This window comes from Hydrogenophaga sp. A37 (assembly GCF_002001205.1).
Lineage (GTDB): Bacteria > Pseudomonadota > Gammaproteobacteria > Burkholderiales > Burkholderiaceae_C > Hydrogenophaga.
This window is the reverse complement of record NZ_MUNZ01000071.1, coordinates 40809-64544: the sequence shown is the minus strand read 5'-3', so window position 1 is coordinate 64544 and position 23736 is coordinate 40809. Positions and strand designations below refer to the sequence as shown.

Here is a 23736-nt window from a genome sequence, read left to right as displayed (position 1 = left end):
GCCGAAGCCCAGCCTGTTCGACACCCAGCAGCGTGGGCCGGCGCCAGCCGCCCGTGAACCACAAGGTCAGTGCGCCCATTAACCCCTGAACCAGCAACCACCCCGCCGAGGTCAGCTGATGGACCAGGGAGGTCAGGCCGGTGATCGCGCCGACCTGCAGCATCAGGATGCCCACAAAGATCCAGTAGCCGTCGGCCGGTGAACTGGCGAGGCGCGAGGCCCAACGCAGCGAGACCCAAAGCATCAACGAGAGGGAAATGAAAAAAATCATGCGCGGTTTTTCGTGGTGCTTTCTCGCGGTTGGACCGCTTGCGCTGCCATGGCGGCCTGCGTCTTGTTCCCCGCGTCCAGGCCCTGCAGGCGCGAACCGCTGCTGAAGCCTCAGCCTGCCCTCCGCGAGCGCGTTTTGCGGGACATCCCTAGGGAAAGTCCCAGGAGGGCAGACCCTTCAATTGTCGTCGCACCGACAACATGGCGTCAAACATCTGCCTAACATCGCGTCCAGAATGATTTGAACGTGGGGTGCCCATCGGCCCCGGAAGCGGTCTGCCACGACCCTCGGACTCAGGAGATTTTGGCCATGCAAAACACTTTCCCCCGGCTCTTGCTGGAACACGCGAAACGCCGCCCCACCGCGGCGGCGATGCGCGAAAAGGAATACGGCATCTGGCAAACCACGACCTGGGCCGCCATGGCGCAGCTGGTGGAAGCCATTGCTTGCGGCCTGCACCAGGCCGGCCTGCAGCGCGGCGAGCACATGGTGGTGATCGGCGCCAACCGCCCGCGCCTCTACGCCACGATGCTGGCCGCGCAATCGCTGGGCGCGATCCCCGTGCCGCTGTACCAGGACGCCGTGGGCGGCGAATGCGTGTTCCCGATCAACAACGCCGAGGTGCGCTTCGCGGTGGTGGAAGACCAGGAGCAGGTCGACAAGATGCTCGAGATCCGCGACCGCTGCCCGCAGCTTTCGCACATCTACTTCGACGATCCACGCGGCCTGCGCAACTACGACCAGCCGGGCCTGGCCGCATTGGAAGAGCTGATTGGCGCCGGTCAGGCGTTTGCGAAAATCCACACGCAGCTGTTCACCGAACAGGTGGAGGCCGCCCAGCCCGACGACGTGGCCGCGATGTTCTTCACCTCGGGCACCACCGGCAACCCCAAGGGCGTGGTGCACACCCACAACACGTTGATTGACCGCGCCGCCGTGGGCGCGCGTTTCGACAAGCTGACCGAAAAAGACGAGGTGCTGGCCTACCTGCCGCCTGCCTGGATCGGCCAGAACATCTTTTCGTATGCGCAGTGGCTGGTGGCCGGCTACGTGGTGAACTGCCCCGAGTCGGGCGCCACCGTGACCATCGACCTGAAGGAAGTCGGGCCCACGTATTACTTCGCGCCGCCTCGGGTGTTCGAAGGCCTGCTGACCACCGTGATGATCCGCATGGAAGACGCGGGCACGATCAAACGCAAGATGTTCCACGCCTTCATGGAGGTGGCGCGCCGCGTCGGCCCCACCAAGATGGACGGCAAGTCGCTCGGCTTCCTGGATGGCCTCAAGTACGCGCTGGGCAACCTCTTTGTCTACGGGCCGTTGCGCAACAGCCTCGGGCTCTCCCGCGTGCGTGTGGCCTACACGGCCGGTGAAGCCATCGGCCCTGATCTGTTCAGCTTCTACCGCAGCATCGGCATCAATCTGAAGCAGCTCTACGGCTCGACCGAGACGGCCGTGTTCGTCTGCCTGCAGCCCGACCACGAAGCGCGCGCCGACACCGTGGGCGTGCCCTGCGAGGGCGTGGAGATCAAGCTGAGCGAAACCGGCGAGATCCTGGTGAAGTCGCCCGGCCTGCTCAAGGGCTACTACAAGAACCCCGAGGCCACGGCCGAGGTGCTGACCGCCGACGGCTGGTACCACACCAGCGACGCGGGCTTCATCGACGCCTCGGGCCACCTGAAAATCATCGACCGCGTGAAAGACGTGGGCCGCATCAAGGGCGGCGCCAACGACGGTGCCATGTTCGCGCCCAAGTACGTGGAGAACAAGCTCAAGTTCTTCTCGCAGATCAAGGAAGTGGTGGCCTATGGCGACCAGCGCGATCAGGTCTGTGTGATGGTGAACATCGACTTCGATGCCGTGGGCAACTGGGCCGAGCGCCGCAACCTGCCCTACGCCGGCTACACCGATCTGGCGCAAAAGCCCGAGGTGTACGAACTCATCCGCGAATGCGTGGAGAAGGTCAACGTCGATCTGAGCCGCGACGAGCTGCTCGCCGGCAGCCAGATCAGCCGCTTCCTGGTGCTGCACAAAGAACTGGACGCCGACGACGGCGAGCTGACCCGCACCAACAAGGTCCGCCGCGGCTTCATCGCCGACAAATACAGCGCGCTGATCGACGCCCTCTACAGCGGCAAGACCGAGCAGTACATCGAAACCCAGGTGAAGTTCGAAGACGGCCGCACCGGCAGCGTGAGCGCCACCTTGCAAGTGCGCGATGCCAAGACCTTTGCTCCTGTGAAAGCTGCGGCATGACCAAGAAAATCGGCGACGTCATCCTCGACGTTCAAAACATCAGCCTGCGCTTCGGCGGCGTGAAGGCGCTGACCGACATTTCCTTCAACGTGAAGGAACACGAAGTGCGCGCCATCATCGGCCCCAACGGCGCCGGCAAGAGCTCCATGCTCAACTGCATCAACGGCGTGTACCAGCCGCAAGAAGGCAGCATCAGCTTCCGCGGCCAGACCTTCAAGCACATGAACAGCCGGCAGGTGGCCGAGATGGGCATCGCCCGCACCTTCCAGAACCTGGCGCTGTTCAAGGGCATGAGCGTGATCGACAACATCATGACCGGGCGCAACCTGCGCATCAAAAGCAACCTGTTCCTGCAAGCGCTGCGCATCGGGCCGGCGCAGCGCGAAGAAGAACAGCACCGCGAGTTCGTCGAACACATCATCGACTTCCTGGAAATCCAGGCCTTCCGCAAGACGCCCGTGGGCCAGCTGCCCTACGGCCTGCAGAAGCGCGTGGACCTCGGGCGCGCACTCGCCATGGAGCCGCAGGTGCTGCTGCTCGACGAACCCATGGCCGGCATGAACCTGGAAGAGAAACAGGACATGAGCCGCTTCATCCTCGACGTGAACGACGAGTTCGGCACCACCATCGTGCTGATCGAACACGACATGGGCGTGGTGATGGACATCTCCGACCGTGTGGTGGTGCTCGACTACGGCAAGAAGATCGGTGACGGCACGCCCGAAGAGGTGCGCAACAACGAAGAAGTCATCAGCGCGTACCTCGGCACAAGCCACTGAACACGGAGACAACCAGATGGCATTCTTTTTAGAAACTCTCCTTGGCGGCCTGATGGCCGGCATGCTGTATTCGCTGGTGGCGCTGGGCTTCGTGCTGATCTACAAGGCTTCGGGCGTCTTCAACTTCGCGCAGGGCGCGATGGTGCTGTTCGCTGCGCTGGCCATGGCCCGCTTCTCGCAATGGATTCCGCAATGGCTGGGCCTGGACAACAAATTCCTGGGCAACGTGCTCGCGTTCGCCGTCGCGGCAGCGTGCATGTTTGTACTGGCCTGGCTGATCGAACGCCTGGTGCTGCGCCACCTGGTGAACCAGGAAGGCGTGACCCTGCTCATGGCCACGCTGGGCATCACCTACTTCATCGACGGCCTGGGCCAGACCATCTTCGGAAGCGACATCTACCAGATCGACGTGGGCATGCCCAAGGACCCCGTCTTCCTGTTGGAAGGCATGTTCGAAGGCGGCGTGCTGGTGAACCTGGAAGACGTGTATGCGGCCTGCGTGGCGGCCCTGCTGGTGATCGTGTTGTCGCTGTTCTTCCAGAAGACCAGCACCGGGCGCGCGCTGCGCGCCGTGGCCGACGACCACCAGGCGGCGCAGTCCATCGGCATCCCGCTCAACCGCATCTGGGTCATCGTCTGGTTCGTGGCCGGCATCACGGCACTCGTGGCCGGGATCATCTGGGGCTCCAAGCTCGGCGTGCAGTTCACGCTGACCACGGTGGCCCTGCGCGCCCTGCCCGTGATCATTCTGGGCGGCCTCACCTCGGTGCCCGGCGCCATCATCGGCGGCCTGATCATCGGCGTGGGCGAGAAGCTCTCCGAGGTCTACCTCGGCCCCATGGTCGGTGGCGGCATCGAGATCTGGTTCGCGTATGTGCTGGCCCTCGTCTTTTTGCTGTTTCGCCCACAAGGTTTGTTCGGCGAAAAAATCATCGACCGCGTCTGACGCCACAACAAAAGCAAAGAAAAGGCTCGCACCATGTTCTATCGTGAAAACGGTCAATTCAAGACCTCCTACCGCACCGACCAGCAGATCTTCCCGATCGCACAGGACCGCTGGGCCATCCTCGCGCTGATCGCCTTCGCCTTCGTCGGCGTGCCGTTTCTGGTGGACGAGTACATGTTCCGCGCCATCCTGATCCCGTTCCTGATCCTGGCGCTGGCCGCGCTGGGCGTGAACATCCTGGTGGGCTACTGCGGCCAGATCTCGCTGGGCTCGGGCGCCTTCATGGCTGTGGGGGCCTACATGGCCTACAACACCTACATCCGCATCGAGGGCATGCCGCTGATTCTGGCGCTGCTGGCCGGCGGCTTCTTCGCCACGCTGGTGGGCATGTTCTTTGGCATCCCCAGCCTGCGGGTGAAGGGCCTCTACCTGGCGGTGGCCACGCTGGCCGCGCAGTTCTTCTGCGACTGGGCCTTCCTGCGCATCGGCTGGTTCACCAACAACAACCCGTCGGGCTCGGTGTCGGTGTCCAACATGCAGGTGTTCGGCTTCGCCGTCGAGACGCCGCTGCAGAAGTATTTGTTCTGCCTGAGCTTTCTCGTGGTGTTCGGCCTGCTGGCCAAGAACCTGGTGCGCTCGGCCATCGGCCGCGAGTGGATGGCGATCCGCGACATGGACGTGGCCGCCGCGGTGATCGGCATCCGCCCGATGTACGCCAAGCTCAGCGCGTTCGCGGTCAGCTCGTTCATCGTCGGCGTGGCGGGTGCGCTCTGGGGCTTTGTGCACCTGGGCGCCTGGGAGCCTGCCGCGTTCTCCATCGACCGCTCGTTCCAGCTGCTGTTCATGGTGATCATCGGTGGCATGGGTTCGATCATGGGCAGCTTCTTCGGCGCCGCCTTCATCGTGGTGCTGCCCATCTTCCTGAACCAGTTCCTGCCGGCCGTGGGTTCGCTGTTTGGCGTGGAGATTTCCACCGCTGCCATCTCGCACACCGAGTTCATGGTGTTCGGCGCGCTGATCGTCTGGTTCCTGATCGTGGAACCCCACGGTCTGGCCAAGCTCTGGAGCATTGGCAAGCAAAAGCTTCGCCTCTGGCCTTTTCCCCATTGATGTCCGTTTTTCCTGTGTGTGTCTGACTTTTCCTTCTAGGAGACAAATGATGAAAGTACGTAACCTGGCTCTTTCCGTGTCGCTGGCCTGCGCCACGCTGATGACGTCCAACGCCTTCGCCCAGGCCAAAGAGCAGTTCTTCCCTGGCCTGCCCTACCGCACAGGTGCCTATGCCCCCAACGGCGTGCCATGGGCCAACGGCTATTCCGACTACCTGAAGCTGACGAACGCGCGCGGCGGCATCAACGGCGTGAAGATCATTTACGAAGAGTGCGATACGGGCTACGACACGGCGCGCGGCGTGGAATGCTACGAGCGCCTGAAGGGCAAACACGGCGGCGCCACGGTGTTCCAGCCCCTGTCCACCGGTATCACCTTCGCGCTGACCGAAAAGGCCCCGGTCGACAAGATCCCCCTGATCACCGCTGGCTACGGCCGCAGTGAGTCGCAAGACGGTGGCGTGTTCAAGTGGAACTTCCCGCTCGCAGGCACCTACTGGCTGGCCGCCGACGCGCTGATCCAGACCATCGCCAAGAAGGAAGGCGGCCTGGACAAGCTCAAGGGCAAGAAAATCGCGCTGGTCTACCACGACAGCCCGTACGGCAAGGAGCCGATCCCTGTGTTGCAGGAGCGCGCAGCCGCCCACGGCTACACACTGCAACTGCTGCCCGTGACCGCGCCCGGCATCGAACAGAAATCGACCTGGCTGCAGGTGCGCCAGAGCCGCCCGGACTACGTGCTGCTCTGGGGCTGGGGAGTGATGAACTCCACCGCGCTGAAGGAAGCGCAGGCCACCGGCTACCCGCGCGAGAAGATGTACGGCGTGTGGTGGTCGGGTGCCGAGCCGGACGTGAAAGACGTGGGCGAAGGCGCCAAGGGCTACAACGCCGTGACCATGCAGCACGGTGCCGAGCCGAACTCCGCCGTGGTGAAGGAAATTCTGGAGAAGGTGCACGGCAAGGCCCAGGGCACGGGTCCGAAGGAAGAGGTGGGCACGGTGCTGTACATGCGCGGTGCCATGAGCGCCATGATGGCCGTGGAAGGCGTGCGCGCTGCCCAAGAGCGCTTCGGCAAAGGCAAGTGGGTCAGCGCCGAGCAGGCCCGCTGGGGCTATGAAAACCTGAACCTGACGCAGGCCAAGCTGGACGCGCTGGGCTTCAAGGGGGTGATGCGCCCCATCTCCACCAGCTGCCAGGACCACATGGGTTCGAGCTGGGCCCGCGTGCACACCTGGGACGGCAGCAAGTGGCAGTTCACAAGCGACTGGCTGCAGGCCGATGAGCAGGTGCTCAAGCCCATGGTCAAGGCCGCGGCCGACAAGTACGCGGCCGAGAAGAAGCTGACGCGCAGAACGGGTCAAGACTGTCAGAGCTAAGCCCACCCCCGCGCCGCGCCTGTGGCGCGTCACCCCCTCAAGGGGGCGACACCTTGGGCCGGCGAAGCCGGACCCTTGGTGTCCCTGGAAGGGTCATCTCGCTCGCGGCGGGTCTTTCCCCCGGCAACTGAATTCAGTTGCCATTCACAAGGCTGGCGTGCTGCGCCTTGTGAATGGTCCAGACAAGGGATCCCTAAGGAAGCAACATGAGTACACCCAACATCGTTCTCAACGTCAACGGCATCGAGGTCATCTACAACCATGTGATCCTGGTGTTGAAGGGCGTTTCACTCAATGTGCCCGAGGGCAAGATCGCGGCGCTGCTGGGCGGCAACGGCGCGGGCAAAACGACCACGCTGCGCGCCATCTCCAACCTGCTCAAGGCCGAGCGCGGCGAGGTCACCAAGGGCAGTGTCGAACTGCGCGGCGAGCGCATTGAGAACCTCACGCCCGCCGATCTGGTGAACCGTGGCGTGGTGCAGGTGATGGAGGGGCGGCACTGCTTTGCCCACCTGACCATCGAAGAAAACCTGATGACGGGCTCGTACACGCGCACCGACAAGGCCGAGATCGCGCGCAACCTGGAGAAGGTTTACACCTACTTCCCGCGCCTCAAAACGCGCCGCACCTCGCAAGCGGCCTACACCTCGGGCGGCGAGCAGCAGATGTGCGCCATCGGCCGCGCGCTCATGGCCAACCCGAGCGTGGTGCTGCTCGACGAGCCTTCCATGGGCCTGGCGCCGCAGATCGTGGAAGAGGTGTTCGAGATCGTGAAGGACCTGAACACCAAGGAGAAGGTCACCTTCCTGCTGGCCGAGCAGAACACCAACATGGCGCTGAAGTACGCCGACTACGGCTACATCATGGAGAGTGGCCGCATCGTGATGGACGGCCTGGCCTCGGACCTGCGCAACAACGAGGACGTGAAAGAGTTCTACCTCGGCATGGGCGGTGGCGAACGCAAGTCGTTCAAGGACGTCAAAAGTTACAAGCGCAGGAAGCGTTGGCTCGCGTGAAAGAAGCACCCCCGCGCCGCCTTCGGCGTCACCCCCTCAAGGGGGCAACGCGATGCGGCCCGGCAAAGCCGGTTCCGCCGCGTTCTTGGTTTGAGACACCTCTATCCACCTTTTGTGGTTTTGAATATGACCGACTTCTTTGACACTCTGGAAACCCGTTCGCAGGATCACCGTGAAGCCACCCAGATGGCGGCGCTGCCGTTGCAGGTGGCGCACGCGAAGCAGAACAGCGCGGCGTATGCCGACATCCTGAGCGACATCGACGCGGCGGCCATCCACAGCCGCGCCGCGCTCACGCGCATCCCGGTGACGCGCAAACACGAGCTGCTGGAGCGCCAGAAGGCCAAGCGCGAGCACAACGTGTTCGGCGGCTTCTCCACGCTGCACTGGGGCCGCGACATGACACGCGTGTTTGCGTCGCCCGGCCCCATCTACGAACCCGAAGGCGCCGCCAAGGACTACTGGCGCGCCGGCCGCGCGCTCTTCGCCGCAGGCTTTCGCGCGGGCGAACTGGTGCACAACAGCTTCAGCTACCACATGACGCCAGGCGCCTTCATCCTGGAATCGGGCGCGCACGCCGTGGGTTGCACCGTGTTCCCGGCCGGCACCGGCCAGACCGAGCAGCAGCTCGAAGCGATGCAGCACCTCAAGCCCGACGCTTACACCGGCACGCCGAGCTTCCTGCGCATCCTGCTGGAGAAAGCCAAGGAGGCTGGAGCGGACATCCGCAGCCTGCGCAAGGCCTCGGTCGGTGGTGAAGCCTGTCCGCCGAGCCTGACAGCCTGGTTCAAGGAACAGAGCGTGGACGTGTACCAGACCTACGCCACGGCCGACCTCGGCATGGTGGCCTACGAGACACACGCGCGCGAAGGCCTGGTGCTGGACGAGGGCGTGATTGTCGAGATCGTGCGCCCGGGCACCGGCACGCCCGTGCCCGACGGCGAGGTGGGCGAGCTCGTGGTGACCTCGCTCAGCCCGGCCTACCCGCTGATCCGGTTCGGCACCGGCGACCTCTCGGCCATCCTGCCGGGCATCTGCCCCACCGGGCGCACCGCGCCACGCATCAAGGGCTGGATGGGCCGCGCCGACCAGACCACCAAGGTCAAGGGCATGTTCGTGCACGCGGCCCAAGTGGCCGACATTGCCAAGCGCTTTCCACAGGTGCACAAGGCCCGACTGGTGGTCAGCGGCGAAATGGCGAATGACCAGATGTGCCTGCAGGTGGAGGCCAGCGAAGTGGGCGACGGGTTGCGCGAACAGATCGAAATCGCGATGCGCGAGATCACCAAACTGCGCGGGCAGGTGCAGGTGGTGCGACCGGGCAGCCTGCCCAACGACGGCAAGGTGATCGAGGACGCGCGCAGCTACCGTTGATCTGACGCAAACACCTGCCACGAAAGGGTTTTCCCCTGTGGCTGGCTAAGTAATTTCCGCCATTTCAGCGCTTGCATTGAAGGCTACGATGCACCGTCACATCACCCCTTCATAGGAGCACCCGCATGAAAAAGATCCTGGCCTTTGCCTTGACCGCCGCCGTCTCGGCCGGCGCTTTTGCCCAAGCCTTCCCCAGCAAGCCCATCACATTGGTGGTGCCTTTTGCCGCCGGCGGCCCGACCGATCTGGTCGCGCGCCAGCTGGCCGAAGCCATGCGCAAGCCGCTGGGCGGCGCCACGGTGGTGGTGGAAAACGCGGCCGGTGCCGGTGGCACCATCGGTGCCGCGAAGGTGGCGCGCGCCGCACCCGATGGTCACACCCTGCTGGTCTGGCACATCGGCATGGCCGCCACCGCCGGCCTGTACCGCAAGTTGCCCTACAAGCCGCTGGAAGACTTCGAGTACCTCGGCATGATCAACGACGTGCCGATGACGCTGCTGGGTGCCCCCAAGCTGCCCGCCGCCACCTACCGCGACTTCGAGAACTACATCAAGGCCAACGGTGGCAAGCTCAACCTGGCCCACGCGGGTCTGGGTTCCGCCTCGCACCTGTGTGGCCTGATGTGGCAGTCGGCGATGAAACTGGAAAAGTCCATGACCACCATCGCCTACCGGGGCACGGGCCCGGCCATGAACGACCTGCTCGGCGGCCAGGTGGACGTGATGTGTGACCAGACCACCAACACCACCGCTCAGATCGAAGCCGGCCGCGTCAAGGCCTTCGCCGTCACGACCGCCAAACCTTTGAGCAACCACAAGCTGCTCAAAGACTACCCATCGCTCCAGGAAATGGGCCTCAAGGGCTTCAACCTGACGATCTGGCACGCCATGTACGCGCCCAAGGGCACACCGGCCGATGTGCAGAAGAAGCTCAACGACGCCCTGCTGGTGGCCCTGAAGGACCCCGAGTTCGTCAAGAAACAAAACGAACTCGGAGCCATTGTCGTGAGCGACAACCGCGTGACCCCGGCAGGCCACAAGGCGTTTGTGACCAGCGAGATCACCAAGCTGAAGGCGGTGATCGATGCAGCGGGCCAGTTCGCCGACTGATGACACCCAGCGCACCCACCCCCAACAGGGAGCAGGTGCACGCAACAAGGCCGCCTTCGGGCGGCTTTTTTGTGCGCGTCGACCGCGCGCTGATCCGCCCCTGTATCAGATACCCCAGACGATTGCCACATCCGCCTTCTCGCAGCGCTTCATCATCTCGATGAAGGGCACACAACGCATGTGGAAACTGACCGTCTCGAACTGCGGCTCGGGCTCGCCGTTGGCTCGTGCCTCGTCTTTGAGCCGCCGGTGCAAGGCTTCCTCAGCATCCGCCGCCGCGCGCAACGCGATCACGGCGCCGGGGTACTCGGCCGGCTGGAGGATGCCGGGGGCAGCGGGGTCTTTGCCCAGCACTTCCAGAATGCGTTTGCCAGTGGGCTGCAGCATGACAAGATCGCCGGTTTCGCGTGATTTGAATCGGTACAGGGACATGTGGAACTCCTAGGGTGGATGGGCCATTCTTGCACTGCCGGTCAGCAGAAGATACCGATTCAAGCGATGCGATTGGGGTTTACCCGGTTGGCCGGATATATTTCAGGTCTAAACTAATTAGACATGAACACACCTCATCCAGCGCTGCGGCGCATCCTGTGCATCGGTGGCGGCCCGGCGGGCCTGTACTTTGCCTTGCTGATGAAGCGGCGCGACCCTTCGCTCACCGTCACGGTGGTCGAGCGCAACCGCCCGTTTGACACCTTCGGCTGGGGTGTGGTGTTCTCCGACCAGACTCTGCAGAACCTGCGTCGCGCGGACCCGGAGTCGGCCCAACAGATGGCCGATGCCTTCAACCACTGGGACGACATCGAAGTCTTCTACAAGGGCGGTCGCGTGCGATCCGGTGGCCATGGCTTCATCGGCATCGGCCGCAAGCGCCTGCTCAACATCCTGCAGGAACGCTGTCTGGCGCTGGGCGTGGAACTCGTGTTCGAGACCGACGTGACCGACGACCAGGCGCTGGCCGCACAGTACAACGCCGACCTCGTGATCGCGAGCGACGGCCTGAACAGCCGCATCCGCACACGCTATGAAAGCACCTACCAGCCCGACATCGACACGCGCCAGTGCCGCTTCGTCTGGCTCGGCACGAAGAAGACCTTTGACGCCTTCACCTTCGCGTTCGAGCAGACCGAACACGGCTGGTTCCAGGCCCACGCCTACAAGTACGACGCCGACACCTCCACCTTCATCGTCGAGACACCGGAAGCCGTGTGGAAGGCGCACGGCATCGAGGACATGAGCCAGGAAGACGGCGTCGCCTTCTGCGAAAGGCTGTTCGCGAAGTACCTGGACGGCAACGCCCTCATCAGCAACGCCAAACACCTGCGCGGCTCGGCCAACTGGATCCGCTTTCCGCGCGTGATTTGCGACACCTGGGTGCACTGGCAGGACATTGCCGACCCCCACGCTCCACCGCTGCGCGGGTCGCTGCCCCCCGAGGGGGCTGGTCCGGCTCGGGGCGGCCCAGCGCCGGACCGCGGCCGCCGCATTCCCATCGTGCTGATGGGCGATGCGGCGCACACCGCGCACTTCTCCATCGGCAGCGGCACCAAACTGGCGCTGGAAGACGCGATCGATCTGGCGGACGAGTTCTCGAAGAACGCGGGCGCCGACATGGCCACCGTGCTGCAAGGCTATGAAGCCCGCCGCAGCGTGGAGGTTCTGAAAATCCAGAACGCGGCGCGCAACTCCACTGAGTGGTTCGAAAATGTGGACCGCTACACCGGCATGGACATTCAACAGTTCAGCTACTCGTTGCTCACGCGCAGCCAGCGCATCAGCCACGAGAACCTGCGCCTGCGCGATCCGGAATGGCTGGAAGGTTACGAAAGCTGGCTGGAGTCCAAGGCCGTACCCAGCAACGCGCCGAAGAAGCACCCGACACCGCCCATGCTGTTGCCGTTGAAGGTGCGCAGCGTCGAGCTGAAGAACCGCATCGTCGTCTCGCCCATGGCGCAGTACAAAGCCACCGACGGCGTGGCGGGCGACTGGCACCTGGTGCACCTGGGCGCGCGCGCCGTGGGTGGCGCGGCGCTGGTGATGGTGGAGATGACCAGCCCGACACCCGAAGGCCGCATCACCCCCGGCTGCCCGGGTCTGTGGAACGACGCGCAACAGGCCGCCTTCCAGCGCATCGTGGACTTCACACACCGCAACAGCAGCGCCAAGATCGGCATCCAGATCGGCCACAGCGGCCCCAAGGGTTCGACACAGCTGGGGTGGGAAACCACCGACGAACCGCTGCAACACGGCAACTGGCCGCTGCTCTCGGCCAGCGCCGTGCCGTACGGCGAACAGAACCAGGTGCCCAAAGCCATGAACCGCGCCGACATGGACGCGATGACCGCCGCCTTTGTCGCCTCCACCCAGCGCGCCGCCGCCGCCGGCTTCGACTGGCTGGAACTGCACTGCGCCCATGGCTACCTTCTCTCGGCCTTCATCTGTCCACTCACCAACCAGCGCACCGACGAATACGGTGGCTCGCTGGTCAACCGCTGCCGCTACCCGCTGGAGGTGTTCGCCGCCATGCGCGCCGCGTGGCCAGCCGACAAGCCCATGAGCGTGCGCATCTCGGCGCACGACTGGGCACCTGGCGGCAACACGCCCGATGACGCGGTGGCCATGGCTCGGCTGTTCAAGGCCGCCGGCTGCGACGTGATCGACGTGTCTTCGGGCCAGACCACGCGCCAGGCCAAACCGGTCTATGGCCGCATGTACCAGACACCGTTCGCCGACCGCGTGCGCAACGAGGTGGACATCCTCACCATGGCCGTGGGGGCGATCAGCGAGGCCGACCACGCCAACAGCATCATCGGCGCCGGCCGCGCCGACCTCTGCGCCGTGGCCCGGCCGCACTTGGCCGACCCGGCCTGGACATTGCATGAGGCCGCCAAGCTGCAGACCCGCGCCATCGATTGGCCACAGCCCTACCTGAGTGGTCGCGATCAGCTGTACCGCGAGATCGCGCGCCAGCAGGCGCTGCTGGTAGCGACCGCCACCACCGACCCGGCGGAAGCCCAATGAGCGCAGCGCAGGACCGCCCCAAGCAAGCTCGCACCACAACCCGATGGAACGGAGGAATGCCCATGCTCACCGACACCCTCGATCTCGAAGCCCGCGCCCACAGCGAACACGCGCAGGAACTGCGCCTCTGGCTGCGCCTGCTGACCTGCTCGCAGCTGATCGAAAAACGCGTGCGGGGCGGGCTGCGCGAGCAGTTCGACACCACGCTGCCGCGCTTCGACCTGATGGCACAGCTCGAACGCCACCCGGAGGGTCTGAAGATGAAGGAACTGTCGCACCGGCTCATGGTCACCGGCGGCAACGTCACCGGCATCACCGACCAATTGGTGGCCGAAGGCCTGGTGGAACGCATGGCGGTCGAAGGGGATCGCAGGGCGTTCCTTGTGCGGCTCACACCTGCGGGCCGCAGCGCCTTTGAACACATGGCGACGCAACACGAACAATGGATCGTCGAGGCCTTCGATGGCCTGTCACCCCGCGACCTCGACAGCCTGCACAAGCTGCTGGGCAAGGTCAAACAGCATCAATTGGACATCAACCAACGCATCGTCACCGAAGCAGAGTAGGCCCGAATGAAACACCCCATCCCCGATCACAACCCCATGCGCGCGCAGTACAGCGCGATGGCCGGCGCCACGCCCAAGCACTTCGCCCTCAGCGTCGCCGACGGCGTGGCCACGCTCACGCTCAACCGCCCCGAACGCAAGAACCCGCTGACGTTTGATTCCTACGCCGAGCTGCGCGACTGGTTCCTGGCCCTGCAGCGCGCCACCGACATCAAGGCCGTGGTGCTCACCGGCGCGGGCGGCAACTTCTGCTCGGGCGGCGACGTGCACGAAATCATCGGCCCGCTCACGAAGATGAGCATGCCCGAGCTGCTGGCCTTCACCCGCATGACCGGCGCACTGGTGAGCGCCATGCGCGCCTGCCCGCAGCCCATCGTGGCCGCGCTCGACGGCGTTTGCGCGGGGGCCGGCGCGATGATGGCGTTGGCCTCGGACCTGCGCCTGGGCACGCCCGGCGCCACGGTCGCCTTCCTGTTCACCCGCGTCGGCCTGGCCGGCGCCGACATGGGTGCCTGCGCCCTGCTGCCGCGCATGATTGGTCAGGGCCGCGCGAGCGAACTGCTGTTCACCGGCCGCGCCATGTCGGCCACCGAAGGCCAGGCCTGGGGCTTCTTCAACGCACTGCACGAGAGCGATGCCTTGCTGCCCGCCGCGCACAAGCTCGCGACCCAGCTCGCACAAGGGCCCACCTTTGCACACGGCATGACCAAGACCATGCTGCACCAGGAGTGGGCCATGACGCTGGACCAGGCGATCGAAGCTGAGGCCCAGGCCCAGGCCATCTGCATGCAGACGCAGGATTTCCGGCGCGCGTACGAGGCGTTTGCGGCCAAGCAGCGCCCAGCCTTTGAGGGGGATTGAGATGACACCTTGCCCGCGCCACCGCACGCAAACACCCTCACCCCAACCCTCTCCCGCCAGCGGGCGAGGGGGCTTCACTCCCTCGCCCCTCCGGGGAGAGGGCGGGGGTGAGGGGCCCGCCAGCCAAGCCTCACTTCAATCGCTGCGGGTGACACACCGCATCAGGGAAGACGTCCATGGTCGCCTTTGAACACCCCCACCCGCACGGCGCGCTGGCGCCGACCGCGCACCTCGAATTGCCCTTCTTCGACGACGCCCACCGCGCGCTGGCCAACGGCCTCGGGGCCTGGGCGCGCGAACAACGCGTGGACGAATCCGACGACCGCGCCGCCTGCAAAGAGTGGGTACAACGCCTGGGCGCGGCCGGCTGGCTGCGCTACTGCGTGCCCGAGGCCCACGGCGGCGCCCTGCCCGCGCTGGACTCGCGCGCGCTGGTGATCCTGCGCGAGACCCTGGCCTACCACTCCCCGCTGGCCGACTTCGCGTTCGCCATGCAGGGACTGGGCAGCGGCGCCATCACGCTTGCGGGCACGCCCGCACAACAAGCACGCTATCTGCCCGCCGTGGCCAGCGGCGAGAAGATCGCCGCCTTTGCGCTGAGCGAACCCGACGCAGGTTCCGACGTGGCCGCGATGGCGTTGCGCGCCACGCAGACACCCACCGGCTGGCAACTCCATGGCCAGAAGACCTGGATCAGCAACGGCGGCATGGCGGACTTCTACCTGGTGTTCGCCAAGACCGATCCAGACGCTGGTGCGCGCGGCATCAGCGCCTTCATCGCCGACGCCGATGCACCCGGTCTGGACGCCAGCGAGCACATCCAGGTGATGGCCCCGCACCCGCTCGCCACGCTCACGTTCACGGACTGCCACGTCAGCAGCGACGCCCTGGTGGGCAGCGTCAACGGCGGCTTCAAGCTCGCCATGCAGACGCTGGACATCTTCCGCGCCTCGGTGGCCGCCGCCGCGCTGGGCATGGCGCGCCGCGCCTTCAGCGAGGCCGTGGCCCACGCCAAGACGCGCAAGATGTTCGGCCAGACCCTGGCCGACTTCCAGCTCACGCAGGCGAAGCTGGGCGAGATGTGCGCGTTGATCGACGCAGCCGCACTGCTCACCTACCGCGCCGCCTGGATGCGCGACAGCAGCAGCACCAGCGGCGCCGGCACACCGGCCTACACCGCCGCGGCAGCCAGCGCCAAGCTCACCGCCACCGAGAACGCGCAGAAGGTCATCGACATGGCGCTGCAGATGTTTGGCGGCCGTGGTGTGCAGGTGGGCCAGACCATCGAACACCTGTACCGCGACATCCGCTCGCTGCGCATCTACGAAGGCGCGAGCGAGGTGCAGTTGCTCATCCTGGGCAAACACGCCTTGAAGGCCTGACACGGAGACCGCCATGGCCCCACATCCTTCCGCCCAAACCGACCGCTTCGTCCATGATCGTTTGCCGCCGCGCGAGCAGTGGCCTGAGCTGCGCTACGACCTGCCGGAACTGCAACAGCTGCCCGCGCAGCTCAACCTAGTGCAGGCGCTGTTTGATCGCGCCTCGGCCAGCGGCCACGCTGACCGGCCGTTCTTGCGCAGCGACGAGCGCACGCTGAGCTACGCACAGGCCCGCGCCGAGGTGAACCGCATGGCACATGTGCTGGAGCAGTTGGGGCTGCAGCCCGGCAACCGGGTGCTGCTGCGCGGAGGCAACTCGGTGGCGATGGCGCTGGCCTGGCTGGCCGTGGTACAGAGCGGGTTGATCGCCGTGGCCACCATGCCGCTGCTGCGCGCGACCGAACTCAAGGCGATCATTGACAAGTCCGAGCCTTCAGCCGCACTGTGCGACGTGAAGCTGCAGGACGAGCTCAAAGCCGCCCTGGCGCTGAGCCCGGAAGCGGCGAGCATGCCGCTGCGCCTATTCAACACCAGCGACACGGCCGTGGTGCTGCCCCAGCGTCCGCTGGGCCGCGCCAAGGACGATGGCACCCCCTTGGGGGGCCTGGCTTCGCCAGGGTTGGGGGCTCAAAGTCTTTCGCTCGAAGCCCTGGCCCGCCAACAGAGCGACAGCGCCACGCCCTGCCCCACCAGCGCCGACGACATCGCGCTGCTGGTTTTCACGTCCGGCACCACCGGCAGCCCGAAGGCGGCGGTTCATACGCACCGCGACGTGCTCGCGGCCTGCGAGACCTGGCCGCGCCACGTGCTGCGCGCCACCCCCGACGACATCGTCATGGGCTCGCCACCGCTGGCCTTCACCTTTGGCCTCGGCGGCCTGCTGGTCTTTCCCATGTGGGTCGGCGCCTCGGTCTACTTCCCGAGCATTCCGTACACACCAGAGGCCATGGTCAAGCTCATCGGCCAGGTGGGCGCCACCATTTGCTACACAGCGCCCACCTTCTACCGCCAGATGGCGGCGTTTGCCAGGCAACACGGCATCGGACGGCTGCGCATCAGCGTGAGCGCGGGTGAAGGCCTGCCTGACGCCACGCGCCAGCTCTGGAAGGAAGCCAGCGGCCTGGAAATGCTGGACGGCATCGGCGCCACCGAAATGTTTCACATTTTCATCTCGGCCGCGCCAGCCGATGTGAAGCGTGGCGCCATCGGCCTTGTGGTGCCAGGCTACGAAGCGAAGATCGTCAACGAGCAAGGCGAAGAACTGCCACGCGGTGAAGTTGGCCGCCTCGCCGTGAAAGGCCCGACCGGCTGCAAGTACCTGGACGATCCGCGCCAGTCCAACTATGTGCAAGGCGGCTGGAACTTCCCCGGAGACGCCTTCAGCCAGGACGACAACGGCTACTTCGTCTACCAGGCACGCACCGACGACATGATCATCACCGCCGGCTACAACGTCGCCGGCCCGGAGGTGGAGGCCGCATTGCTCCAGCATCCTTCGGTCGCCGAATGCGGCGTTGTAGGGCGACCGGACGAAGAACGTGGCATGGTGATCGTGGCCTACGTGGTGCTCAAGCCCGGCGAGACCGGGGACAGCACGCAAGTGAAGATCCTGCAGGACCATGTGAAGCAAACACTGGCACCGTACAAGTACCCGCGCGACGTGGTGTTCGTGCCCCAACTCCCGCGCACCGAGACCGGCAAGCTCCAGCGCTTTGCGCTGCGCAAGATGGCAACCGAAGCCCGAACCTGAGCAAAGAAGAACCCATGAAACACCTGCACCCGCCCGGCTGGGCCACTCCCAAGGGCTACGCCAACGGCATTGCCGCGCGCGGAACGATGGTTTTCGTCGGTGGCCAGATCGGCTGGAACGGTGACCAACAATTCGAGAGCGACGACTTCATCCACCAGACCAAGCAGGCCCTGCAGAACATCCACGCCGTGCTGGCGTGCGCCGGTGCCAGTCCCGAACACATGGTGCGCATGACCTGGTACATCACCGACCGCGACGAGTACAACACCCGATTGCGCGAGCTGGGATCGGCTTACCGAGACGTGATGGGCAAACACTTTCCGGCCATGACCTGCGTGGAAGTCAGTCGCCTGGTGGAAGCGCGAGCCAAGGTGGAGATCGAAGTGACAGCGGTGCTGCCGGATTGATGCACCGATCCATAGGGAGCAACACGAGGCACACCACGGGCTCCATCGACCACCATGCAGAAACAACAAAGCCCACTGAAAGCGGGCTTTGTTGAGGAACTCTGGTCAGTTCCAGATTGGTTGCGGAGGCAAGATTTGAACTTGCGACCTTTGGGTTATGAGCCCAACGAGCTACCAGGCTGCTCCACTCCGCGTCAAGCCTTGTATTCTATCACGCTTTCGCGTCGTCTGCCGCCGGGGCAGCCTCTTCTGCGCGATCCACCAGTTCAACGAGCGCCATCGGAGCGTTGTCGCCCACGCGGAAGCCCATCTTTAGGATGCGGGTGTAACCACCGGGACGCGCTGCAAAGCGGGGGCCCAGTTCGTTGAACAGCTTCACAACCACATCGCGGTCACGCAGGCGGTCAAATGCCAGGCGGCGGTTGGCCACGGTGGCCACTTTGGCCAGGGTGATCATGGGTTCGACCACGCGACGCAGCTCTTTGGCCTTGGGCACCGTGGTCTTGATGACTTCGTGCGTGAGCAGCGAGTTCATCATGTTGCGCAGCATGGCGAGGCGGTGCTCGCTGGTGCGGTTGAGTTTGCGAAGTCCGTGTCCGTGACGCATGGTGATTTCCTTTTCAGTGTTTTGCCCCCAGCCGGATCAGGTACTGGGAGTTCGTCCGACGTTGACCGACGGGATCAGTGTTTGTCGAGACCAGCCGGCGGCCAGTTTTCGAGCTTCATACCCAAGGTGAGCCCGCGAGAGGCGAGCACTTCCTTGATCTCGTTGAGCGACTTGCGACCCAGGTTGGGGGTCTTGAGCAGCTCGTTCTCGGTGCGCTGAATCAGGTCACCGATGTAATAGATGTTCTCGGCCTTGAGGCAGTTGGCCGAACGAACCGTGAGTTCCAGCTCGTCCACCGGACGCAGCAGGATCGGGTCAAACTGCTGCGAACTGCGCTGCGCCGGTGCGTCGAAAGCGGAGAGTTCCACACCTTCGAGCTGCGCAAACACAGCGAGTTGCTCCACCAGAATCTTGGCCGATGCACGCACGGCTTCTTCAGGACCGATGGAACCGTTGGTCTCGATCTCCAGCACGAGCTTGTCCAGATCGGTGCGCTGCTCAACGCGAGCGCTTTCGACGGTGTAGCTTACGCGCTTGATCGGCGAAAACGATGCGTCGAGCACGATGCGACCCAGCGAACGCGACTGGTCGTCGTTGCGACGCAGGCTACCGGGCACGTAGCCGCGGCCTTTTTCCACCTTGATCTGCATGTCCAGCTTGGCGCCGGCCGACAGCGTGGCAATCACGTGACCCGGATTGACAATTTCCACGTCGTGTGGGGTCTGGATGTCGGCGGCAGTGACCAGCCCTTCGCCATCTTTGCGAAGGCTCAGAGTGACTTCGTCGCGGTTGTGCAACTTGAAGACCACACCCTTGAGGTTCAGGAGCATGTTGACCACGTCCTCTTGGACGCCGTCAATGGAAGAGTACTCGTGCACCACACCAGCGATGGTGACCTCGGTCGGCGCATGGCCGGCCATCGAAGACAGCAGCACGCGGCGAAGCGCGTTGCCCAGTGTATGACCATAGCCACGCTCGAAAGGCTCCAGGGTCACCTTGGCGCGGTTGGTCGAGAGTTGCTCGACGTTGATGGTTTTGGGCTTGAGCAGATTGTTCAACATTCAGACTTCCTTCAGTACCCTCGGCTCGTTACACCGATAAGGCAGACGGAGCATGGCCCGGCCACCACCCACAGGCGGAGACCGGGAACGAAATTAACGCGAATACAGTTCGACGATCAGCGATTCATTGATGTCGGCACCAAACTCATCGCGGTCGGGTGACTTCTTGAACACGCCTTCGGCCTTGTCAGAGGCAACATCCACCCACGCAGGGAAACCAATTTGCTTGGCCAGTTCCAGGGCCTCGATCACACGCGCCTGCTTCTTGGACTTCTCGCGCACCGCGATCACGTCGCCGGCCTTCACCGAGTAGGAGGGGATGTTCACGGACTTGCCGTTGACCGTGATCGCCTTGTGCGACACGATCTGACGCGCTTCAGCGCGGGTCGAGGCAAAGCCCATGCGGAACACCACATTGTCCAGACGCGCTTCCAGCAGGAACAGCAGGTTGGCACCGGTGTTGCCACGGCGGCGATCAGCTTCAGCGAAGTAGCGGCGGAACTGGCGTTCCAGCACGCCGTAGGTGCGTTTGACTTTCTGCTTTTCGCGCAGCTGCAGACCGAAATCGGAGGTACGCTGACCCGAGGTACGGCCATGCTGGCCTGGCTTGGAGTCGAACTTGGCCTTGTCGCTGATGGAGCGGCGGGCGCTCTTGAGCAACAGGTCGGAGCCTTCACGGCGGGAAAGTTTGGCCTTGGGGCCGAGGTAACGTGCCACGTTGATGTCCTATGGTTTCTGCCGCAACCAAGATGTCGCGGGAGCCTTCCTTCGCAAAGGATGGCGGTGGGCTTAGCAAAAAATGCCACCGCAGGTGACTGCGGTGGCGCTCAAAAAAGCTTTTGATTGTACCGCGCGAGCGGCACCACCGTAAACGGTGGGTCAGATGCGGCGACGCTTCTGAGGGCGGCAACCGTTGTGGGGCACGGGGGTTACATCAGCAATGGAGTTGATGCGGATACCCAACGCGCCGAGAGCGCGCACCGAGGATTCGCGCCCCGGACCTGGGCCCTTGATCTCAACGTCCAGGTTTTTGATGCCTTGTTCAATGGCGGCGCGACCTGCCACTTCCGATGCCACCTGGGCAGCGAACGGGGTGGATTTGCGTGAGCCCTTGAACCCCTGCCCACCCGACGATGCCCAGGACAAAGCGTTGCCTTGGCGGTCGGTGATGGTGATGATCGTGTTGTTGAACGATGCGTGCACGTGCGCGATGCCGTCAGCAACGTTCTTGCGAACCTTTTTGCGAACGCGAGCAGATGCGGCGCTGGAGGGAGACTTGGCCATAAGGGTCCTTCAATCCGGTTATTTCTTCAGCGACTGGGCGGCCTTGCGGGGGCCCTTGCGCGTGCGAGCGTTGGTCTTGGTGCGCTGACCACGAACCGGCAGACCACGGCGATGACGGAAACCACGGTAGCAGCCGATGTCCATCAAACGCTTGATGTTCATCGTGGTTTCACGGCGCAGATCGCCTTCGATCGTGTAGACGCCGACCTGGTCACGGACTTTTTCGAGTTCCGCGTCGTTCAGATCCTTGATCTTCTTGGTGTAGTCGATACCGCAGGCCTCGCAAATCTTGCGGGCGCGGGTACGGCCAATGCCAAAAATTGCCGTCAAGCCGATTTCGGCGTGCTTGTGCGGCGGAATGTTGATGCCTGCAATACGAGCCATGTTGGGTCCTCTGAACTTCCGAATCAGCCTTGACGCTGTTTGTGGCGCGGGTCCGTGCAGATAACTCGCACGACGCCCTTGCGCTTAATGATCTTACAGTTGCGGCACATTTTCTTGACCGACGCCGAAACTCTCATAGTCTTCTCCTAGATATTCAAAACATTCAACCGCTGACCTGTCACTTCGCGCGGAACACAATCCGCGCCCTGGTCAGGTCGTAGGGCGTGAGCTCCACTTTGACCTTGTCACCCGGCAGAATCCGGATGTAATGCATCCGCATCTTGCCGGATATGTGGCCCAGAACCACATGTCCGTTTTCCAGCTTGACCCTGAAGGTCGCATTGGGCAGGTTTTCAATCACCTCCCCTTGCATCTCAATCACATCGTCTTTAGACATATGACCAAAAGCAGGATCAATTCTTAAAACTGGCCTTCTTCAACAATGATTCGTATTGCTGCGACATCATGTAGTTTTGCACCTGGGCCATGAAGTCCATGGTAACCACCACGATGATCAACAGCGACGTGCCACCAAAGTAGAACGGCACGTTGTACTTCAGTATCAAAAACTCAGGAAGCAGACAAACCGCAGTGATGTAGATCGCCCCCGCCAGCGTTAATCTCAGCAGAATCTTGTCGATGTAGCGAGCCGTCTGGTCACCTGGACGAATCCCGGGTATGAACGCGCCACTCTTCTTCAGGTTGTCAGCGGTTTCTCGGCTGTTGAACACCAGCGCGGTGTAGAAAAAGCAGAAAAACACGATGGCCGCCGCGTACAGCGCCACATAAATGGGTTGCCCTGGCGACAATGCAGAAGCAATGTCACGAAGCCAACGGGTGGAGTCGCCAGTGCTCACCCAGCTGACGACCGTGGTCGGCAGCAAAATGATGCTGGAAGCAAAGATCGGCGGAATTACACCGGCCATGTTCAGCTTGAGCGGCAGGTGAGACGACTGGCCGCCATACACCTTGTTGCCCACCTGACGGCGCGCGTAATTCACCAGAATCTTGCGCTGACCACGCTCCACAAACACGACGAAATAGGTCACCAGGACCACAAGCGCAATGATGAAGATGGACACCAGGATGTTCATGGCGCCAGTACGAACCAGCTCCAACAAACCCCCAACCGCACTGGGAAGGCCTGCCGCGATGCCCGCGAAGATCAGGATCGAGATGCCATTGCCCAAGCCGCGCTCGGTAATCTGCTCACCCAGCCACATCAGGAACATCGTTCCGGCCACCAAGCTCACCACGGCGGTCAGACGGAAACCCATGCCAGGATCAATGACCAGACCCGCCTGGCTTTCTAAAGCGAGCGCGATGCCGGCGGCCTGAAAGATGGCAAGACCCAAAGTGCCATACCGGGTGTACGACGTGATTTTGCGACGCCCGGCTTCGCCTTCTTTCTTCATCTGCTCAAACGTGGGGACCACATAGGTCATGAGCTGCATGATGATTGAGGCTGAGATGTACGGCATGATCCCCAGGGCAAACACGGTGAACCGTGACAGCGCTCCGCCGGAGAACATGTTGAACAAGCTCAGGATGCCGCCCGCCTGGCCCTTGAACAATTGTTCGAGCTGAGCGGGGTCGATGCCAGGCACAGGAATGTGCGCACCGATGCGGTACACCACCAGCGCCAGCAGCAGGAACACAAGCCGGCGACGCAGGTCGCCGAACTTGCCTGTCTTGGCCAGGGTAGGGGAGGCAGTTGCCACAGCGTTCTTCCGCTCGCGTCCGATCAGGCCAGCGTGCCGCCGGCGGCTTCGATCGAGGCCTTGGCACCAGCGGTGGCACCAATGTTCTTGAGCGTGACAGCGCGCGTGATCTCGCCGGTCTTGATGACCTTGACGCGCTTGGCCAGGTGGGCCACGAGGCCTGCCTGCTTCAGCACCAGAATGTCCACTTCCGCGACATTCAGGGCGTCGATGTCGGCCAACGTCACTTCGGCGTTGAACTGCAGCTGCGCAGATTTGAAACCGCGCTTGGGCAGGCGACGCTGCAAAGGCATCTGACCGCCTTCAAAGCCCACCTTGTGGTAACCACCCGAACGCGACTTCTGACCCTTGTGACCGCGACCGGCGGTCTTGCCCAGGCCAGAGCCGATACCCCGACCCACGCGACGCTTGGCGTGTTTGGCGCCTTCTTGGGGCTTGATGCTATTGAGTTCCATG

25 protein-coding genes and 1 tRNA gene are annotated in these 23736 nt (G+C 63.7%); 14 read left to right on the top strand and 12 right to left on the bottom strand.

Annotated features, from left to right (window positions below):
* Positions 1-271 (bottom strand): hypothetical protein (locus B0E41_RS05440; RefSeq protein WP_216350733.1); only part of this gene is annotated, 271 nt, incomplete at its 3' end.
* Positions 272-580: 309 nt separating this feature from the next.
* Between B0E41_RS05440 and B0E41_RS05435 the strand changes: the two genes are divergently transcribed.
* The 8 genes from B0E41_RS05435 (at position 581) to B0E41_RS05400 (ending at position 10236) form a co-directional block, all read left to right on the top strand.
* On the top strand, positions 581-2527 hold the full coding sequence (locus tag B0E41_RS05435; RefSeq protein ID WP_077329728.1) for an AMP-binding protein: 1947 nt from the start codon (positions 581-583) through the stop codon (positions 2525-2527).
* On the top strand, positions 2524-3306 hold the full coding sequence (locus tag B0E41_RS05430; RefSeq protein ID WP_077329726.1) for an ABC transporter ATP-binding protein: 783 nt from the start codon (positions 2524-2526) through the stop codon (positions 3304-3306). Before B0E41_RS05435 ends, B0E41_RS05430 begins: the two co-directional genes overlap by 4 nt.
* Before the next feature lie 16 nt (positions 3307-3322).
* Positions 3323-4252 (top strand): branched-chain amino acid ABC transporter permease, encoded by a 930-nt coding sequence (locus B0E41_RS05425; RefSeq protein WP_077329724.1) that lies wholly within the window; start codon positions 3323-3325, stop codon positions 4250-4252.
* Between the two features lie 33 nt (positions 4253-4285).
* The gene (locus B0E41_RS05420) at positions 4286-5362 is read left to right on the top strand and encodes a branched-chain amino acid ABC transporter permease (RefSeq protein WP_077329722.1); all 1077 of its coding nucleotides are present in this window, start codon (positions 4286-4288) and stop codon (positions 5360-5362) included.
* A gap of 49 nt (positions 5363-5411) precedes the next feature.
* Positions 5412-6737, top strand: coding sequence for an ABC transporter substrate-binding protein (locus B0E41_RS05415; protein ID WP_077329720.1), 1326 nt, complete (start codon positions 5412-5414; stop codon positions 6735-6737).
* A gap of 206 nt (positions 6738-6943) precedes the next feature.
* Complete coding sequence (locus B0E41_RS05410; protein ID WP_077329718.1) at positions 6944-7753, top strand: ABC transporter ATP-binding protein; 810 nt, start codon at positions 6944-6946, stop codon at positions 7751-7753.
* Positions 7754-7879: 126 nt separating this feature from the next.
* Positions 7880-9127 carry an AMP-binding protein gene (locus B0E41_RS05405; RefSeq protein WP_077329716.1) on the top strand — a complete coding sequence of 416 codons (1248 nt, stop codon included), beginning with the start codon at positions 7880-7882 and terminating at the stop codon, positions 9125-9127.
* A gap of 125 nt (positions 9128-9252) precedes the next feature.
* The gene (locus B0E41_RS05400; protein WP_077329714.1) at positions 9253-10236 is read left to right on the top strand and encodes a tripartite tricarboxylate transporter substrate-binding protein; all 984 of its coding nucleotides are present in this window, start codon (positions 9253-9255) and stop codon (positions 10234-10236) included.
* A 105-nt stretch (positions 10237-10341) separates the two neighbouring features.
* Here the strand turns inward: B0E41_RS05400 and B0E41_RS05395 are convergent, their stop codons facing one another.
* Complete coding sequence (locus B0E41_RS05395; RefSeq protein WP_077329712.1) at positions 10342-10668, bottom strand: DUF1840 domain-containing protein; 327 nt, start codon at positions 10666-10668, stop codon at positions 10342-10344.
* Positions 10669-10791: 123 nt separating this feature from the next.
* Here B0E41_RS05395 and B0E41_RS05390 point away from each other — a divergent pair, with 123 nt between their 5' ends.
* The 6 genes from B0E41_RS05390 (at position 10792) to B0E41_RS05365 (ending at position 18223) form a co-directional block, all read left to right on the top strand.
* Positions 10792-13257, top strand: a complete 2466-nt coding sequence (locus B0E41_RS05390) for a bifunctional salicylyl-CoA 5-hydroxylase/oxidoreductase (RefSeq protein ID WP_077329710.1) — start codon at positions 10792-10794, stop codon at positions 13255-13257.
* A gap of 62 nt (positions 13258-13319) precedes the next feature.
* On the top strand, positions 13320-13823 hold the full coding sequence (locus B0E41_RS05385; RefSeq protein ID WP_077329732.1) for a MarR family transcriptional regulator: 504 nt from the start codon (positions 13320-13322) through the stop codon (positions 13821-13823).
* 6 nt (positions 13824-13829) lie between these two features.
* Complete coding sequence (locus B0E41_RS05380; RefSeq protein WP_077329708.1) at positions 13830-14684, top strand: enoyl-CoA hydratase family protein; 855 nt, start codon at positions 13830-13832, stop codon at positions 14682-14684.
* A gap of 176 nt (positions 14685-14860) precedes the next feature.
* Positions 14861-16066 carry an acyl-CoA dehydrogenase family protein gene (locus B0E41_RS05375; RefSeq protein ID WP_077329706.1) on the top strand — a complete coding sequence of 402 codons (1206 nt, stop codon included), beginning with the start codon at positions 14861-14863 and terminating at the stop codon, positions 16064-16066.
* Positions 16067-16079: 13 nt separating this feature from the next.
* On the top strand, positions 16080-17816 hold the full coding sequence (locus tag B0E41_RS05370; protein ID WP_077329704.1) for an AMP-binding protein: 1737 nt from the start codon (positions 16080-16082) through the stop codon (positions 17814-17816).
* 14 nt (positions 17817-17830) lie between these two features.
* Positions 17831-18223: a RidA family protein gene (locus B0E41_RS05365; protein WP_077329703.1), complete on the top strand. Its 393-nt coding sequence runs from the start codon at positions 17831-17833 to the stop codon at positions 18221-18223.
* Between the two features lie 117 nt (positions 18224-18340).
* Here B0E41_RS05365 and B0E41_RS05360 read toward each other — a convergent pair.
* The 10 genes from B0E41_RS05360 to rplO all read right to left on the bottom strand — a co-directional run bounded on the left by B0E41_RS05360 (position 18341) and on the right by rplO (position 23735).
* Positions 18341-18417, bottom strand: a tRNA-Met gene (locus B0E41_RS05360).
* Positions 18418-18434: 17 nt separating this feature from the next.
* A complete protein-coding gene (gene rplQ, locus B0E41_RS05355; RefSeq protein WP_077329701.1) occupies positions 18435-18830 on the bottom strand; it encodes a 50S ribosomal protein L17 in 396 nt (131 codons plus the stop codon).
* 74 nt (positions 18831-18904) lie between these two features.
* The gene (gene rpoA / locus B0E41_RS05350) at positions 18905-19891 is read right to left on the bottom strand and encodes a DNA-directed RNA polymerase subunit alpha (RefSeq protein ID WP_077329699.1); all 987 of its coding nucleotides are present in this window, start codon (positions 19889-19891) and stop codon (positions 18905-18907) included.
* A 93-nt stretch (positions 19892-19984) separates the two neighbouring features.
* Positions 19985-20608, bottom strand: a complete 624-nt coding sequence (gene rpsD / locus B0E41_RS05345; protein ID WP_077329697.1) for a 30S ribosomal protein S4 — start codon at positions 20606-20608, stop codon at positions 19985-19987.
* 162 nt (positions 20609-20770) lie between these two features.
* Entirely contained in the window at positions 20771-21175 is a 405-nt protein-coding gene (rpsK, locus tag B0E41_RS05340) for a 30S ribosomal protein S11 (RefSeq protein ID WP_077329695.1), read from the bottom strand.
* A gap of 18 nt (positions 21176-21193) precedes the next feature.
* On the bottom strand, positions 21194-21559 hold the full coding sequence (gene rpsM, locus B0E41_RS05335) for a 30S ribosomal protein S13 (RefSeq protein WP_077329693.1): 366 nt from the start codon (positions 21557-21559) through the stop codon (positions 21194-21196).
* Positions 21560-21582: 23 nt separating this feature from the next.
* The gene (gene rpmJ / locus B0E41_RS05330; protein WP_066157211.1) at positions 21583-21696 is read right to left on the bottom strand and encodes a 50S ribosomal protein L36; all 114 of its coding nucleotides are present in this window, start codon (positions 21694-21696) and stop codon (positions 21583-21585) included.
* Positions 21697-21737: 41 nt separating this feature from the next.
* On the bottom strand, positions 21738-21956 hold the full coding sequence (gene infA, locus B0E41_RS05325; RefSeq protein WP_077329691.1) for a translation initiation factor IF-1: 219 nt from the start codon (positions 21954-21956) through the stop codon (positions 21738-21740).
* A 16-nt stretch (positions 21957-21972) separates the two neighbouring features.
* Complete coding sequence (secY, locus tag B0E41_RS05320) at positions 21973-23280, bottom strand: preprotein translocase subunit SecY (RefSeq protein WP_077329689.1); 1308 nt, start codon at positions 23278-23280, stop codon at positions 21973-21975.
* A 23-nt stretch (positions 23281-23303) separates the two neighbouring features.
* A complete protein-coding gene (gene rplO / locus B0E41_RS05315) occupies positions 23304-23735 on the bottom strand; it encodes a 50S ribosomal protein L15 (RefSeq protein WP_077329687.1) in 432 nt (143 codons plus the stop codon).
* Position 23736 lies beyond the last annotated feature (1 nt).